General features: G+C 69.7%; 15 protein-coding genes. 3 read left to right on the plus strand and 12 right to left on the minus strand.

Annotated features, from left to right (window positions below):
- Positions 1 to 7 precede the first annotated feature (7 nt).
- The gene (locus ACWEIJ_RS02560; protein ID WP_449835439.1) at positions 8 to 1,453 is read left to right on the plus strand and encodes an aldehyde dehydrogenase family protein; all 1,446 of its coding nucleotides are present in this window, start codon (positions 8 to 10) and stop codon (positions 1,451 to 1,453) included.
- Here ACWEIJ_RS02560 and ACWEIJ_RS02565 read toward each other — a convergent pair.
- The 7 genes from ACWEIJ_RS02565 to guaB all read right to left on the minus strand — a co-directional run bounded on the left by ACWEIJ_RS02565 (position 1,448) and on the right by guaB (position 9,808).
- Positions 1,448 to 2,818: an FAD-binding oxidoreductase gene (locus ACWEIJ_RS02565; RefSeq protein WP_449835737.1), complete on the minus strand. Its 1,371-nt coding sequence runs from the start codon at positions 2,816 to 2,818 to the stop codon at positions 1,448 to 1,450. The genes ACWEIJ_RS02560 and ACWEIJ_RS02565 overlap by 6 nt on opposite strands.
- Positions 2,819 to 2,855: 37 nt before the next feature.
- Positions 2,856 to 4,109 (minus strand): FAD-dependent monooxygenase, encoded by a 1,254-nt coding sequence (locus ACWEIJ_RS02570; RefSeq protein WP_449835440.1) that lies wholly within the window; start codon positions 4,107 to 4,109, stop codon positions 2,856 to 2,858.
- Positions 4,106 to 5,065 (minus strand): MBL fold metallo-hydrolase, encoded by a 960-nt coding sequence (locus tag ACWEIJ_RS02575; protein WP_449835441.1) that lies wholly within the window; start codon positions 5,063 to 5,065, stop codon positions 4,106 to 4,108. Before ACWEIJ_RS02575 ends, ACWEIJ_RS02570 begins: the two co-directional genes overlap by 4 nt.
- Positions 5,066 to 5,077: 12 nt before the next feature.
- Complete coding sequence (locus ACWEIJ_RS02580; RefSeq protein ID WP_449835442.1) at positions 5,078 to 6,754, minus strand: FAD-dependent oxidoreductase; 1,677 nt, start codon at positions 6,752 to 6,754, stop codon at positions 5,078 to 5,080.
- A 66-nt stretch (positions 6,755 to 6,820) separates the two neighbouring features.
- On the minus strand, positions 6,821 to 6,997 hold the full coding sequence (locus ACWEIJ_RS02585; RefSeq protein WP_449835443.1) for a hypothetical protein: 177 nt from the start codon (positions 6,995 to 6,997) through the stop codon (positions 6,821 to 6,823).
- Positions 6,998 to 7,111: 114 nt separating this feature from the next.
- Positions 7,112 to 8,245: a GuaB3 family IMP dehydrogenase-related protein gene (locus tag ACWEIJ_RS02590; RefSeq protein WP_449835444.1), complete on the minus strand. Its 1,134-nt coding sequence runs from the start codon at positions 8,243 to 8,245 to the stop codon at positions 7,112 to 7,114.
- A gap of 51 nt (positions 8,246 to 8,296) precedes the next feature.
- Positions 8,297 to 9,808, minus strand: a complete 1,512-nt coding sequence (gene guaB, locus ACWEIJ_RS02595) for an IMP dehydrogenase (protein WP_449835445.1) — start codon at positions 9,806 to 9,808, stop codon at positions 8,297 to 8,299.
- Positions 9,809 to 9,935: 127 nt separating this feature from the next.
- Here guaB and ACWEIJ_RS02600 point away from each other — a divergent pair, with 127 nt between their 5' ends.
- Positions 9,936 to 10,319: a DUF5319 domain-containing protein gene (locus ACWEIJ_RS02600; RefSeq protein ID WP_449835446.1), complete on the plus strand. Its 384-nt coding sequence runs from the start codon at positions 9,936 to 9,938 to the stop codon at positions 10,317 to 10,319.
- 117 nt (positions 10,320 to 10,436) lie between these two features.
- Here ACWEIJ_RS02600 and ACWEIJ_RS02605 read toward each other — a convergent pair whose 3' ends face one another.
- The 5 genes from ACWEIJ_RS02605 to ACWEIJ_RS02625 all read right to left on the minus strand — a co-directional run bounded on the left by ACWEIJ_RS02605 (position 10,437) and on the right by ACWEIJ_RS02625 (position 14,747).
- Positions 10,437 to 11,342 (minus strand): anti-sigma-D factor RsdA, encoded by a 906-nt coding sequence (locus ACWEIJ_RS02605; protein WP_449835447.1) that lies wholly within the window; start codon positions 11,340 to 11,342, stop codon positions 10,437 to 10,439.
- A complete protein-coding gene (locus tag ACWEIJ_RS02610) occupies positions 11,343 to 11,915 on the minus strand; it encodes a sigma-70 family RNA polymerase sigma factor (protein ID WP_089915126.1) in 573 nt (190 codons plus the stop codon).
- A gap of 307 nt (positions 11,916 to 12,222) precedes the next feature.
- Positions 12,223 to 12,819, minus strand: a complete 597-nt coding sequence (locus tag ACWEIJ_RS02615) for a response regulator transcription factor (RefSeq protein ID WP_030471988.1) — start codon at positions 12,817 to 12,819, stop codon at positions 12,223 to 12,225.
- Between the two features lie 80 nt (positions 12,820 to 12,899).
- On the minus strand, positions 12,900 to 13,793 hold the full coding sequence (locus ACWEIJ_RS02620) for a hypothetical protein (RefSeq protein ID WP_449835448.1): 894 nt from the start codon (positions 13,791 to 13,793) through the stop codon (positions 12,900 to 12,902).
- 12 nt (positions 13,794 to 13,805) lie between these two features.
- Positions 13,806 to 14,747, minus strand: coding sequence for a MerR family transcriptional regulator (locus tag ACWEIJ_RS02625; RefSeq protein WP_449835738.1), 942 nt, complete (start codon positions 14,745 to 14,747; stop codon positions 13,806 to 13,808).
- 180 nt (positions 14,748 to 14,927) lie between these two features.
- Here ACWEIJ_RS02625 and ACWEIJ_RS02630 point away from each other — a divergent pair, with 180 nt between their 5' ends.
- Positions 14,928 to 15,224: a WhiB family transcriptional regulator gene (locus ACWEIJ_RS02630; RefSeq protein ID WP_053737328.1), complete on the plus strand. Its 297-nt coding sequence runs from the start codon at positions 14,928 to 14,930 to the stop codon at positions 15,222 to 15,224.
- Positions 15,225 to 15,227 lie beyond the last annotated feature (3 nt).

Raw genomic sequence — 15,227 nt, forward strand, 5'->3', positions numbered from 1 at the left:
TGATCCCATGGACGCGTTCACGCCGCAACCCAGGCCGTGCTGGATCGCCGGCCGCCCCGAGCAGGGCGAGCAGGCGTTAGAGGTCTTCCACCCGTTCGACGGCACCGAGGTCGCCTCGGTCGCCGTACCGGGCCCGGAGCAGGTCGAACGCGCGGTCGCCGCGGCCCACGCGGTGGCGAAACAGTTCCGGCGAACACCCGCGCACGTGCGGGCCGAGGCGCTGCTGCAGGTGTCGCGGACGCTGGCCGAACGGGCCGAGGAGATCGCCGAGACGATCACGGCGGAGAACGGCAAGCCGCTCAAGTGGGCCGAGATCGAGGTCTCGCGCGCGGTCAACACGTTCCGGTTCGCCGCGGAGGAGGCACGCCGGTTCACCGGTGGGCTGCAGCGGCTCGACACCGAGGCGAACGGCGTGGGGCGGATGGCGGTCGTGCGCCACGTGCCGCGCGGGCCGGTGCTGGCCGTGGCGCCGTTCAACTTCCCGCTGAACCTGGTGGCGCACAAGGTCGCGCCGGCGCTCGCGGTGGGTGCGCCGGTGATCGTGAAGCCCGCTTCCGCCACGCCGTTGTCGTCGTTGCTGCTGGGCGAGATCCTGGCCGAGACCGAACTGCCGGAGGGCGCGTTCTCGATCCTTCCCGTGCGCGGCGCGGACATGGACGCGCTGGTGCAGGACGAGCGGCTGCCGGTCATCTCGTTCACCGGCTCCACGAAGGTCGGCTGGTCGTTGATGGACGCCGCACCGCGCAAGCACGTCGTGATGGAGCTCGGGTCCAACGCGGCGGCCCTCATCTGTCCTGATTGGACGGACCTGGACCACGCGGCGCGGCGGATCGCCACGTTCGGCAACTACCAGGCCGGGCAGTCGTGCATCGCCGTGCAGCGGGTGATCGTGGACCGCTCGAAGGCGGACGAGTTCGTGCCGAAGCTGGTCGACGCCGTCAGCGCGTTGAAGACCGGCGACCCGCACGACCCCGAGGTCGAGGTCGGTCCGTTGATCGACGAGGACAACGCACGGCGCGTCGAGGAGTGGGTCAACATGGCCGTCGACGCGGGCGCCCGCGTGCTGCTCGGCGGCAAGCGGACCGGGACGACGGTCGAGCCGACCGTGCTGACCGACGTGCCGAAGACCGCCAAGGTGTGGACCGAGGAGATCTTCGGGCCGGTGCTCGTGGTGTCGGTGGCCGACGGGGTCGAGGACGCGTTCGCGCAGGCCAACGACACCAGGTACGGGCTGCAGGCCGGGGTCTTCACCAGGGACGTCCAGGTGGCGTTCGAGGCCGCGGCCGAGCTGGAGGTCGGCGGCGTGATCATCGGCGACGTGCCGTCCTACCGGGCCGACCAGATGCCCTATGGCGGCGTGAAGGGCTCGGGCACCGGGCGTGAGGGCGTCCGGTCGGCGATGGAGGACTTCACCGAGGAGCGCGTGACGGTCCTCACCGGCATCCAGCTATAGGGCCTGCGGGAACGCCAGCACGCGGTCCGGGTCGTAGCGTCGCGCGACCTTCCTGAGTCGCGCGAGGTTGCGGCCGTAGTAGGCGGTCGGCCAGTCGGGCATCTCCGGGTCGATGTAGTTCACGTACCCGGTGTTGCCGGCGCCGAGGCCGTCCCGCACGACCGCGAGCCGCGCACGGGCCTGCTCGACGGTCTCGTCGACGACGTCCACGAAGATCTGGGCGCTGGCGCGGGCGTCGCGGTGCGGGAACGCCGTGGCGTCCGGCGCGACCCTGGCGAGCGCGCCACCGAACGAGTCGAACAGGATCGCGACGTTGCGCTGTCCGTCCATCAGGCCGGCGACCCGAGAGCCGGGCACGTGGTCGCGGAGCATGCGCGACGACGCCACGAACGGCTTGCCGGGGTCAGGATCGCCCGCGTAGTAGCGCATCGCCTCCAGGTACGTCATCTCCTGGACGAACCGCTCCGCGGGCGGCATCCGGTCGAGCAACGGCAGCAGGTCCTTCGCCTGGCCCACGTGGACGCCACCGACGTTGGGGTCCGACAACGGCCCCGCGTCGACGCGGAAACCCGACCACAGCTCGTCCGGTGCGTGCGCCATCCACTCCTGCCAGGCGTCGAACACCTCCGCCGTCGCGCCGGGCGGGTAGCCGAGGTTGAACACCGTGACGTCCGGAGCGGGATCGGTGCGGAAGGTGAACTGGGTGACGATGCCGAAGTTGCCGCCGCCACCACCGCGCAACGCCCAGAACAGGTCGGGTTCCTCGTGCGCGGAGACCGTGCGCAGGCAGCCGTCCGGGGTGACGATCCTGGCGCCCGTCAGGTGATCGCAAGTCAGCCCGTACTTGCGGCCGATCACGCTGATGCCGCCGCCGAGCGCGAGCCCGCCGATGCCGACCGAGCGGCACGTGCCCGCGGGCAGAGCCCTCCCGGCACCGCCGATCGCCTCGTACACCGGCAGCAGCTGGGCGCCCGCGCCGATCCATGCGCGGCTGCCCGCGACGTCCACCGCCGACATCCCGGCGAGATCGACGACCAGGCCGTTCTCCGGCAGCGAATAGGCCGCGTAGCTGTGCTTGCCGCTGCGGGCCGCGACCGGGATGCGTTCGTGCGACGCGAACTCCAGGCACGCCTGCACGTCCTCCGGCCGCACGCACCTGGCGATCGCGGCCGGCCTGCGGTTCGCGTAGACCGTGTTGAACGGCAACCTGAGCCGGTCGTAGCCCGCGTCCTGCGGCAGCACGAGCCGGTCGCCGAGCCGTCTGCGCAGCTTCGCCCAGTTCGTGTCGGCGACGGCCGTGCCGGTGCCGATGCCGGCGACGGCGAGCGCGGCGCCCTGCAAGAAAGTTCGCCTGTTGACCCCCATGGTGTGCACACGTCCACCTTCGGCGGTGGGTTGCTCGTCACCAGCCGAGAGCGCGCAGCTTCACCTGATCGTCGCAACGGTGTGCGGCAACGTGCCCGTCCGGTCTGATCAACCAACCGTTCCTGGTCGTGAAACCCGGACCCGCGGTGCGGGAGCGAGGAACCAGCTCGCCGCCGTCGGTGGTCAGCGGCGATGTCTCGTAGGAGAACGGCGTGAAGAGCTTGCCGGAGTCGATGCCTTCACCTGTTTCGAGCGCCTTCTGCCGGTGCGCGCGCTCTTCTTCGTTCCCCGGCACCAGGAATCGCATCGTGTCACCGGTGATGCGGAGGTTCTCGTCGGCGGCCGCACCGCGTTCGACGTCGTAGGAGGCCAGCAGCTGCGGCCCCGCCTCGCCGGCGCGGTCGGCCGCGATCTTCCACGCGGCGTTGTCGGCGTCGCAGATGCCCGAGTTCAGCCCGCGGGCGCCGAACGGGCTCATCACGTGCGCGGCGTCGCCCGCGAGCAGGACCCGGCCGCTGCGCAGGGACTTCGCGCGCCGCTGGTGGAAGCGGTAGGTGGACTGCCAGACCACCTCGTACGGCTGGTCGCCCACGATCGCGCGGATGTGGTCGTCGGTGAGCTGCACGTCCTCCGCGACCTGCCAGTCGATCCTCCAGACACCGTTCGGTTGCGGGTGCAGGAGGACCTGACGGCCGGGGTTCCAGGGCGGGTCGAAGTAGAAACGGCGTTCCGGCGTCTCGAAGTCCAGGTCGACGCGGACGTCGGCGATGATGAACCGGTCGTCGAACGAGAAGCCTTCGAACGGGATGCCCAGGAGCTGTCTCACGGTCGAGTGCATGCCGTCCGCCGCGATGCAGTGGGTCGCCCGGATGTCCTTTGTGGACACGCCTTCGTCGTCCTGGGTCAGGCTTTCGAGGGCGTGCCCGTACCGGAGCTCGATCAGCGGCTCGCCGCGGACGCGTTCCTCCAGCAGTTGCTCGACGACGGTCTGCGGGGTGTTCACGAACGGCGGGAAACCCGTGACCTCCGGGAACGTCAGGGTCAGCACCTCGCGGTCGCGGTGGTAGGTGCGGCCGGTGTACCAGGTGACGCCCGCGTCGGCGACGGCCTGTCCGACGCCGACCCGCTCCAGGATCTCCAGGACGTCGCGCTGGACGCAGATCGAGCGGCTGCCCGCCTGCTGACGTCGCTGCGACTTCTCCAGCACGATGCTCGGCACACCGGCTCTCGCGAGGAACAGCGCGGCCGTGAGGCCGACCGGTCCGGCACCGACGACCAGCACCGGAGTCATTGCAGGGCGTTCCAGACCGCGCGGTCGCGCTCGGCGGTCCAGATCTCCGGCCAGTCCTTGCCGTCGCACTCGTCCCAGTAGCGCTGCACGTCGAACGGCAGGCAGTGCTCGAAGATCGGCCAGCGCCCGTAGCGGGGCGCGAGCATCCGGTGCGCGAGTTCGAAGGCCTGCTTGAGCGTGCCGCCCTCGGCGTGCACCCCGCCGACCGTGCGGCGCAGCTCGTTGAGGAAGTGCCGGCTCTGGTTGATCGCGGCCTCGACCTCGATGCGGTCGCGGGCGACCTTGCCGCGTCCGCCGACGAGCACCTCCACGCCCAGGTCCTCGATCTCGTCCAATGTGGACGTCGCCCACTCGTCGTGGAAGGCGTCACCGGTGTAGAGCGCGGCCTGCGACTCGACCAGGTCGCCGGCGAAGAGGATCCGCTGCTGCGGCAGCCACGCCACGATGTCGCCCGCCGTGTGCCCGCGCCCGAGGTGCTGCAGCACGAGGTCGCCGCGTTCGTCGCCGAGCGGGATGGACATGCGGTCGGAGAACGTGAGGGTCGGCCAGGTGAGGCCGGGGATCTCCTCCGGCTTCTCGAACAGGCGCGGCATGCGGCCGTACTCGCTCTCCCAGTCCTGCTGCCCCCGTTCGGCGATCAGCACCCGTGTCATCTCGTGCGCGACGATCTCCTGGGCGTCGAACGCGCTGGCGCCGAGCGTGCGGACCGCGTGGTAGTGGCTGAGCACGAGGTACCGGACAGGCTTCTTCGTGTGCTTGCGCAGTTTTTCGAGCCATCGGCGCGCGGCCGCGGGGGTGGCGCGCGCTTCGAAGCAGATCAGGAAGTCCTCGGCCTCGATCGCCCCGACGTTGGGGTCTCCTTCCGCGGTCAGGGTGTAGACGCCCTCGGCGAGCTGGATGAACACCTCGTCCTTCGGGGCGAGGTCGGCACTGGAGGCGAACGGCTTGGTGGCCATGCCTACACCGTGTCAGGACGCCTTCACGATCGGCAACCGCAATGCGGCTGGAGCTTGATCGGGAACCGCCGGGTTCTTCGGCTTCGCCGGGTTGATCCGCCGGTAGGGCCGCCCCTGCTCGGGCCGCTGGTCCCGCTCGCCCTTGTTCGGCCACAGCGAGAACGCCCGCTCGGCCTGCGCGGTGATCGTGAGGCTGGGGTTCACGCCGAGGTTCGCGCTGATCGCCGCACCGTCCACAACGGACAGCCCGGGGTAGTTGAAGACCCGGTGGTACGGGTCGATGACACCCTGCTCCTCGTCGGCCGCGATCGCGCAGCCGCCGATGAAGTGCGCGGTCAGCGGAATGTTGAACAGCTCACCCCACGTGCCGCCCGCCATGCCGTCGATGTGCTTGGCGGCCAACAGGTTCGCCTCGTGACCGGCCGGGATGAACGCCGGGTTGGGCTCACCGTGGCCCTGCCTGCTGGTGAGCTTGCCGCGCTTGAGGAACGTGGTGATGGAGTTGTCCAGGCTCTGCATCACCAGCAGGATCACGGTCCGCTCGCTCCACCGGTGCACGCTGAGCAGCCTCAGCAGCTTCAACGGGTGCTTGGCCGCCTCCTTGATGAACTGCAACCACCTCGGCGTGCTCGCCGCACCGTCCGTGGCGAGGGTTTGCAGCAACCCCATGGCGTTGCTGCCCTTGCCGTACCGGACCGGCTCGATGTGCGTGATCTCGTCGGGGTGGATCGAGCTCGTGATCGCGACACCCTTGGTGAAGTCGTTGTCCGGGTCGACCGAGTACCTGGCCGCCCCGATGATCGACTCGGAGTTGGTGCGGGTGAGCTCGCCCAGCCGGTCCGAGATCCTCGGCAGGGTGCTCGCCTTGGCCCGGTGCAGGAGCTGCTGCGTGCCCCACGTGCCGGCGGCCACGACCACCTGGTCGGCGGTGAAGGTCCGCCTGGCCCGTCCACCGGTCTTCCGGGTCTCGACGGTCCACCGGCCGTCGCGCTCGCTGAGCTGGGTGACCGTGGTCAGCGGGAAGACCTGCGCGCCGAGCTTCTCCGCCAGGTACAGGTAGTTCTTGACCAGCGTGTTCTTGGCGCCGACCCGGCAACCGGACATGCAGCTGCCGCACTCGGTGCACCCGGTGCGCCGCGGCCCGGCGCCGCCGAAGTACGGGTCGTCGGCGGGCTTTCCGGGTTCGCCGAAGAACACGCCGACAGGTGTCGCGTGATAGCTGTCCTCGACGCCCATGTCCTTCGCGACCTTCTGCATGACGACGTCGCTCGGGGTCGTCGTCGGGTTGGTGACCACACCCAGCATCCGGCTCGCCTGGTCGTAGAACGGCTCCAGCTCGTCCTGCCAGTCGGTGATGTGCGCCCACTGCCGGTCCTCGTAGAACGGCTTGAGCGGCCGGTACAGCGTGTTGGCGTACACGAGAGAGCCGCCGCCGACGCCCGCACCGGCCAGCACCATGACGTTGCGGAGGAGGTGAATGCGCTGAATCCCGAAGCACTTGAGCTGCGGCGCCCACAGGTACTTCCGCAGGTTCCAGCTGGTCTTGGCGAACTCGTCGTCGGCGAACCTGCGCCCCGCCTCCAGGACGGCGACGCGGTAGCCCTTCTCGGTCAGGCGGAGCGCGGCCACGCTGCCACCGAACCCGGAGCCGACGATGACCACATCGAAGTTACCGGCGAGTTCACCCATGAACCGGAGAGTAGGCGTTACTTCCGGTAACGCCTAGTCCCGATCGGTTCAGACGCCCCCTGGGATCTACAGGACCAGGCCCTCGATGACCCAGACCATGAACGCCACGACCAGTGCCGTGATCACCAGTCCACCGCAGATGAACAGGGCAAGTGCCTTCCAGCCGATGCCTTCCGGCTCTTGGGCGGGTGCTTCCTCCACAGTGTCGACGCTGCTGTCACCGAACAAGGCATCCAATTCCACGCTCCACAGGACGCACGGGAGGGCGGATCGGTTGCAAGATCAGCTTCCGTCGGGGGGCCACGCAAAAGCAGAGAGGCGCGCCCCTGCCGGAGCGCGCCTCTCGTCGATCAGCTGTCAGCCGCGGATCGTCAGGCCGACCTTCTGGAACTCCTTGAGGTCGGAGTAGCCGGTCTTGGCCATGGCCCGCTTGAGCGCGCCGAACAGGTTCGTCACGCCGCGCGGGTCCGACGACGGGCCGAACAGCAGCTTGCGAAGGTCCAGCTCCTGGTCCACGGCCTCGGCGACGAGGCTGCGCGGCACCGACGGGTGCGCGGACGACGCCGTCCAGTACAGGCCCTGGCCCGGCGCCTCGGTCGCCGCGGCGAGGGGCTCGCCCAGCATCACGGCGTCGGCACCGCAGGCGATGGACTTCGCCACGTCGCCGCTCGTCATGACGCCGCCGTCCGCGATGACGTGCACGTACCGGCCGCCGGTCTCGTCGAGGTAGTCGCGGCGCGCGGCCGCGGCGTCGGCGATCGCGGTGGCCATCGGCACGCCGATGCCCAGCACGGTGTCGGTGGTGGTGACGCCCGGCGTGTAGCCGTAACCGACGATCACGCCCGCCGCGCCGGTGCGCATCAGGTGCATGGCCGTGCGGTAGTCGCCCACACCGCCGGCGATCACCGGGACGTCGAGGTCCGCGATGAACGACTTCAGGTTCAACGGCTCACCGTCGCGCGACACGTGCTCGGCCGAGATGATCGTGCCCTGCACGACCAGGATCTCGACGCCCGCGGCCAGCAGGTCCGGCGTGAGCTCCGCGGCGCGCTGCGGGCTGACCCGGGCCGCCACGGTGACGCCGGACTCGCGGACCTGCTTGATCGCCTCGGCGAGCAGGTCCATCCGCAGCGGTGCGGCGTGCAGCTCCTGCAGCACCTTCACCGCCGCCGCCGGGTCGTCGCTGTCCTCCGTGGCCTGGACCAGGCGGAACAGCGCCTCGTCGACGTCGCCGTGCCGGGCCCAGAGGCCCTCGGCGTTGAGCACGCCGAGACCGCCCAGCTCACCGACCGCGACCGCGACGCCCGGCGACACGATCGCGTCGGTCGGGTGGGTGATCAGCGGGATGTCGAAGCGGTAGGCATCGATCTGCCACGTCGTGGAGACGTCCTTCGACGACCTCGTGCGACGGGACGGGATGATCTCGATGTCGTCCAGCTCGTAGGCCCGCCTCGCGGTCCGGCCCATGCCGATCTCGACCAGATCGCGCACCTCTAGTTCCTCTCCCAAGCGATAGCGGGCCTTCGAACGGCCCGGAGAACCCTAACGGGTTGTGTAGTTCGGGGCTTCGACGGTCATCGTGATGTCGTGCGGGTGGCTCTCCTTCAGGCCCGCCGCGGTGATGCGCACGAGCTGCTGGTTCTGCAGCTCGGCGATCGTGCGGGAGCCCGTGTAGCCCATCGCCGCCCGCAGACCGCCGATGAGCTGGTGCACGACCTGCGACAACGGGCCGCGGAACGGCGTGCGGCCCTCGATGCCCTCGGGGACGAGCTTGTCCTCGTTGAGCACGTCGTCCTGGAAGTAGCGGTCCTTCGAGTACGACTTGGCGTCACCGCGGGACTGCATGGCGGCCAGCGAGCCCATGCCGCGGTAGGTCTTGAACTGCTTGCCGTTGACCAGGATCAGGTCGCCGGGCGCCTCCTGCGTGCCCGCGAGCAGCGAGCCGAGCATCACGGCGGACGCGCCGGCCGCGATGGCCTTGGCGATGTCGCCGGAGTACTGGATGCCACCGTCACCGATCACCGGCACACCGGCGGGACGGCAGGCGAGCGAGGCCTCGTAGATCGCGGAGATCTGCGGCACGCCGACACCCGCGACGACCCGCGTGGTGCAGATCGAGCCGGGGCCGACACCGACCTTCACGCCGTCCGCGCCCGCGTCCACCAGCGCCTGCGCGCCGGCCCGCGTCGCGATGTTGCCGCCGACGACGTCGACCGAGTCGCCGAGCTCCTTCTTGATGCGGGCGACCATCTCCAGCACGCCGCGCGAGTGGCCGTGCGCCGTGTCGACCATCAGCACGTCCACACCGGCGTCCGCGAGCGTCATGGCGCGCACGAACGAGTCCTCGCCCACGCCCACGGCGGCGGCGCACAGCAGGCGGCCGTCCGGGTCCTTGGTGGCGTTCGGGTACTGCTCGGTCTTGACGAAGTCCTTGACCGTGATCAGGCCCTGCAGCTTGCCGTCACCGTCGACGATCGGCAGCTTCTCGACCTTGTGGCGGCGCAGCAGGCCCAGCGCGGCGTCGGCGGACACGCCGACCTGCGCGGTGACCAGCGGGCCCTTGGTCATGACCTCGCTGACCTTCTTGGAGTGGTCGAGCTCGAACCGCATGTCGCGGTTCGTGATGATGCCCACCAGCTTGTTGCTCGCGTCGGTCACCGGCACACCGGAGATCCGGTAGCGGGCGCACAGCGCGTCGACCTGGGCCAGCGTGTCGTCCGGCGAGCAGGTGACCGGGTCGGTGACCATGCCGGCCTCGGACCGCTTGACGGTCTCCGCCTGGCGGGCCTGGTCCTCGACGCTCAGGTTGCGGTGCAGCACGCCGATGCCGCCCTGACGCGCCATGGAGATCGCCATCCGCGCCTCGGTGACCGTGTCCATCGCGGCGCTGGCCAGCGGAATCTTGAGGGTGATGTTGCGCGAGATCCTGGTGCTCGCGTCCACGCCGCTGGGAACGACGTCGGACTCTGCCGGCAACAGGAGCACGTCGTCGAAGGTCAGCCCCAGCATGGCGAACTTGCTCGGGACTCCGTCAGCGTTGAGCTCGCTGGTCATAGCGGGTGACATGCCTTCCGTCGTGCGGTCTGCCCCTCTGCCCGCGGGTCAGGTTTCCGCAGGCGGAGGCGGTGCTGCCCATGGTATCTGGACGGCTGTGGGGGTACGGCGGGTACCGTGCGGGGTCGTGCCGCACGACGCGTTGCCACCAGACCCCTTCGAGGGCGACCCCGAGGACCCCGCGCTCACCCTCGGTGAGCCGGACCACGACCATCCCCCGATGGACGACGACGAACGAGCAGAGCTGGTCAGCGACCTGAGCGACCTCGCCGTCTACCAGGCCCTGCTCGAACACCGAGGGGTGCGCGGCATCGTCGTCGACTGCGGCGAGTGCCAGGAACCCCACTACCACGACTGGGCGCTGTTGCGAGCCTCACTCGAACAGCTGCTCTCCGACGGCCGCATGCGGCCGCACGAGCCCGCCTTCGACCCGGACCCCGGTGCCTACGTGAGCTGGGAGTACTGCCGGGGTTACGCGGACGGCGTGACGGCCACCGAGTCGGCGCGCTGAACGCGGCGCGCCGGCGTGGCGTTGGCCACTGCCGGCCGCGCGCGGCCTGCGCGTGACCACCCGCAGCATGTGAACGGCTCCTGACCTCGAAAGATCAGGAGCCGTTCACACAGCGTCTCACTTGGAGCCGGGTTCCCCGTGCTCCTGCCCCTTGGCGGCCCCGCTGGAACCGGGCGACTCCGCGGTGCCCGTGCCCGTGCCCGGCGGAGGGGGCGGAGGCGGCGGCGGGTTCTCACCGTTCGACGTCGGCGGAGGGGCGACCGTCGTGGTCGTCGTGGGCGGCACCGTGGTGGTGGTCGGCTCGCTCGACGACGTCGACGACGAGGTCGTCGGCTTGGTGGAGGACTCGGTCGACTGCGGCGCCGACGGGGTGGTCGGCGAGGGCGCGGTGGCCGAGGTGTTCGTGTTGAGCTGCTTCTCGAGCTCGGCGTGCTTCTCCTGCAGCTGGGCCTTGCCGTCCGCGGTGGAGACGGAGCCGAGGCTGGCCTCGACCTTGTTGAGCTTCTCGCGAGCCTCGTTGACCTTGCCCTCGCGCAGGGCGAGGCGGGCGGACTCGAGGTCGGTGTTGATGATGGCCGCGGCCTCGATCGACTTGGCGTGCTCGGAGTACAGGACCCTGGTGAGGCCCCAGAGCGCGTCACCCGGCTGGGCGTCGCGGGCGACCAGGCTCACGCCGGTGAAGGCGATGGCCAGTACCGCGGCGGCGCTTGCCAGGGGGATCAGGAAGCGGTGCCTGCTCACCGGCTGCGGGCGGGCAGCCTGGATGGTGGCGATGGCGGTCTCGGTGTCGACCAGTTCGCCGAAGGGCGCGGTCTCCACCTCGTTGCGCCACGCGAGCAGCAACGCGTTCAGCTCGTCGTCGACCAGAGAGCCGGCCGCACCTGGCGTCGCAGACCCCAGTGCGTCCAGCAGCCTGTCATCGGCCTGCACAGCCGAAAGATCATCCGCCACAACGGGTTCGTGCGGGGCTCTGTCGTCCGGTCCGCGCACTTGCTCGTCGTCCTTCCCGTGTTCGTCGGCCACTCAGACCACCTCCTCCGCTGCCAGCGACTTGCGGAGCCGAGCCAGCGCACGGTGTTGCGCCACCCGGACCGCACCCGGCGTCGAACCGACCGCCTCGGCAGTTTCCTCGGCGGAAAGCCCGACCACCACCCTCAACAGCAGGATCTCCCGCTGCTTCTCCGGCAGGACGCGCAGTAGTACAGCCATCCGATCGGAGAGCTCGCCCTGCATCGCCCGCTGCTCCGGACCAGCGTCGGTCTCCGGTGCGTCGGGGACTTCAGGAACGGGCTCGGAGCGGTTCCTGGCGGCAGACCGATGTGCATCGGCAACCTTGTGCGCCGCGATCCCGTACACGAACGCGAGGAAGGGCCGACCTTGGTCGCGGTAGCTGGGCAATGCCGTGAGCACCGCGAGACACACCTCCTGGGCCACATCGTCCGCCGAAGCGAAGCTTCGCTCCTGCCTGCCAACTCGGGCGCGGCAGTACCGCACCACCAGAGGACGAATGGAGGCCAGCAGGCGTTCGATCGCCTGGCGGTCGCCGTCGACGGCCGCGCCCACTTCGGCGTCCAGTCCGTCCCCCAAGTTGGTCATCGCAGACAACAGCCCTGGTGTTACTTGTTGGCGTACCGACATGAAACAGCACGAGTCACTCACGGCGACTCGTTGCAGCAGCACTCACCGTACCGGTCTTAACGCCTTCTGTTCATCAGTGGGGTATGGACACCCCGCGTGACCAGCAGACACGCCGAACGGCAACAGCCCGGCGACATTGTCACCGGGCTGAGCTAACTGCGCGACCCGAAGAAACACCTGGTGCAGCAGGTGAGGCGTCTCACGCCACCGGCCCCGCTTCCCCACATGCGGCATATGAGGACGCGGGGCCGGTGCGGCGAGTCGACTACTGGACGAGACCGCGCCGGAAGCCGTGCGCGACCGCCTGAGCGCGGTCACGGACACCGAGCTTGCGGAACAGGCGACGCGCGTGCGTCTTCACCGTGTCCTCCGACAGGTAGAGCTCGCGGCCGATCTGGCCGTTGCTCTTGCCCTGGCTCATGCCGCGCAGCACCTGGAGCTCGCGCTCCGTGAGCTGCACGCCGGGGTCGGAGGGCTGGCGCGGCGCCGGCACCGAGGTGCTGGCGAGCGTGTGCGCGAGGGCTGCCACAAGCTCGGGACGCGACGCGTCCCACCTCAGGTAGCCGCGGGCGCCACCGGCGATCGCGGCAGCGATGCTGCCCGCGTCGTCGGGTGCTCCGAACACGATGACGTTTGCCTGCGGATTGGCGGAGACGAGTCGCCGGGTGGCCTCTACCCCAGTCGGCACGGCGCGCTGGGTTCCCACCAGAACGACGTCAACCGGCTGCCTGGAAAAGCGAGCCAACAACTCGTCACCGTGCGCTACGCAGTCGATGCGGCTAACCCCGGGGACAGCCGACATCACGCGGGTGAGACCCTCCCGCACACTGCGCCGGTCGTCGCAAATAAGGACCGTGGTCACGGGGACTCCTTCCTGCAGCCGAGTGACGTTCCATCTCCCCTATCGGACGCTCGCGGCCCAACCTTGACACGATCCGGTGCTTAATCCGTCAAGAAGTTCGTCTGAGGGTCTGCGTTCGGGGGTTCCCCGGAACGGAGCAGCCCACTCGGCACCCACGGGGAATCAAGAGCAACCTGTCGGCTGACGGGATCAGCTCTGCGTAACACGCAGCTCAGAGCCTCCGTCGCCCGGTCGATGGCGACTGCGCCCACCGTGGTGGGACGACCCACCAGGACAAGAGCGCTCGGCCAGATCAACGGATGAAGCCGCTTTGTGACGCTGTGATTTAGCTCACACTCGACCAGTTCAACCCCTCTTGTCAGGCCGTCGGGTGTCCCCCACACGACCAACGAGGTGCCCAGAACCAGCGCCGACTTGAGCTCGTGCCGCAGCGCCTTTCTGCTCGTCGCTACGCCGTACGCCGCCTCGGCGGGGGCCACCGCGGCGTGCGCCTGACCGGACGCGAGCTCAACCTCCGCGGTTACCCATCCCCGCCGGACCTCACTCCTCCACGAGCCCGTCTCAGTTCGCGCGAGGAGCCGGCGGGCCTCACCCAGCCGTCCGGCCCCGAGGGAGTCGGCGGCGAGACCGAGCAACGCGTCGGTCCGGGCACCGTCCGCGTCGACCCCGTCCGGATCGCCGCCACCGCTCTTCCCGATGCGGGTGAGGGCCGCGCCGTCGAGGGGCCGGGCGAGGTGATGCGCGCCGAGCTGACGGTGGTGGGACGCGCGAGTGGAGAGAGAAAGGGACGCGATCACCGGGTCGGGGTCGTGACGGAGCGCGTCCAGCACGGTGGCCGCGGCGGCGTAGTGGCCCTGGCCGCCCAGCACGACGGCGGCGAGCCAGCGCACCCGCGGGCTGGAGGACGACAGCGCGGCCCAAACATCCAGATCGGGTGAGTCGCCGAAGGCGGCGCGGCGCAGCTCCTCTTCCACCGGTGAAGTCTGTCAGGTGACAGCGGCCTCGACGGCGGCGACGGCCTCGGCGAGGTCGTCCACCCGCTCGGCCGGCGCCGTCACCACTCCACGTCGCCATCCCGGCCCGCCCACGAACAACCTCACCTGCTGCCGGGTGCGCGGCAACGCGGAGATCACCCCCGAATCGGCGTACCGCGGCAGCTGCGCCCACAGCACCACCGCGGAAGGCGCGGTACGACGCACCGCGGCCGCCAGCGCGTCCACCGGCAACGCCGCCCCGAGCTGCCGGGCGACCACACCGCGCTGCGCCAGCTCCGCGGCCAACGGGTAGAGCGGAAGGTTGTGCCTCTCCTCCGGCATGCACGCCAGCAACACGGGCCGATGGTTGCGACCGAGGGTGACGAGAGGCGTCGCGCGGACGAAGGCGGCGAGCACGCACTCGTTCAACAGGTGCTCCACCTCGACACCGGCGCCGGACAGCTGCCACCGCGCGGCAACGGCCGTCAGGACCGGTCGCACGACCTCGTTCCAGGTGGCGATCACACCGTCGGACGCGAGCGAGTCGGCGAGCATGCCCTGCACCGCGATGGAGTCCATCGCGAGCGCCGCGCGGCCGAGCCCGCGCGCCAGCCGGGACGCGCCCGGCATTTTCAGGCCGCGACCGCCACCCGATGGTGCGACGGGAACCTCGCCGTGCGTCATCGATGATTTCGAGTCCAAGGCGAAACGAGCCGCCTCGGCCGACGACGCGCCACGGAGGAGAGCGCGTTGCATCAATTCCAAACGAGCCACGTCGCGGGGCCCGTATTTGCGGTGTCGCCCGGTCGTGTGACCGCTCGGGCCGAGCCCGTAACGCCGGTCCCAGGTGCGAAGGGTGGCAGGAGCCACGCCGAGTCGCCTGGCCACCGCGGCCACTGAGAGAAGGGGCTCACTCGTGTGACTACCGGCAGATCTGTGCTCCGGCTGTGTCATCACGAGAGCCATGTTCCGTTCACCTCATCCGGGCGGCAACTCCGGGCGGTGAGTGATCGAACACGCGTGTCGTCACCCATCAGTTGATAAGGGTCTTCAGCCTCTTGAACAAGTTTTGACGCGGTTCTACGGTGGATCATCGTTAAGCCGAATGGAGCAGTCGTCACGGAGGCGGTCTCGATGGCGGACACCCGAAGGCTCCCCGGTCCCAACGCAGATCTCTGGGACTGGCAGATGCGCGGTTCGTGCCGGGGCATGGACAGCGCGTTCTTCTTCCACCCTGATGGTGAACGGGGTCCGGCGAGAGCACGGCGGGAAGCTCGCGCCAAGGCCGTCTGCCTCGCCTGCCCGGTGTTGGAGATGTGCCGCAGGCACGCGCTCGCCGTGCAGGAACCGTACGGAATTTGGGGCGGGCTCTCGGAATCGGAGCGCGACCACATCATCAAGGCGCGCAAGCGTCAGCTGGCAATCGTTTAAAAG

This window comes from Lentzea sp. NPDC004789 (genome assembly GCF_053601075.1).

Excerpts from the sequence above, each read along its gene's own strand:
- ACWEIJ_RS02560 (WP_449835439.1), top strand. The coding sequence starts at position 8 with ATGGACGCGTTCACGCCGCAACCCAGGCCGTGCTGGATCGCCGGCCGC.
- ACWEIJ_RS02565 (WP_449835737.1), bottom strand. The coding sequence starts at position 2,818 with ATGGGGGTCAACAGGCGAACTTTCTTGCAGGGCGCCGCGCTCGCCGTC.
- ACWEIJ_RS02570 (WP_449835440.1), bottom strand. The coding sequence starts at position 4,109 with ATGACTCCGGTGCTGGTCGTCGGTGCCGGACCGGTCGGCCTCACGGCC.
- ACWEIJ_RS02575 (WP_449835441.1), bottom strand. The coding sequence starts at position 5,065 with ATGGCCACCAAGCCGTTCGCCTCCAGTGCCGACCTCGCCCCGAAGGAC.
- ACWEIJ_RS02580 (WP_449835442.1), bottom strand. The coding sequence starts at position 6,754 with ATGGGTGAACTCGCCGGTAACTTCGATGTGGTCATCGTCGGCTCCGGG.
- guaB (WP_449835445.1), bottom strand. The coding sequence starts at position 9,808 with ATGACCAGCGAGCTCAACGCTGACGGAGTCCCGAGCAAGTTCGCCATG.
- ACWEIJ_RS02610 (WP_089915126.1), bottom strand. The coding sequence starts at position 11,915 with ATGACCAACTTGGGGGACGGACTGGACGCCGAAGTGGGCGCGGCCGTC.
- ACWEIJ_RS02625 (WP_449835738.1), bottom strand. The coding sequence starts at position 14,747 with ATGACACAGCCGGAGCACAGATCTGCCGGTAGTCACACGAGTGAGCCC.
- ACWEIJ_RS02630 (WP_053737328.1), top strand. The coding sequence starts at position 14,928 with ATGGCGGACACCCGAAGGCTCCCCGGTCCCAACGCAGATCTCTGGGAC.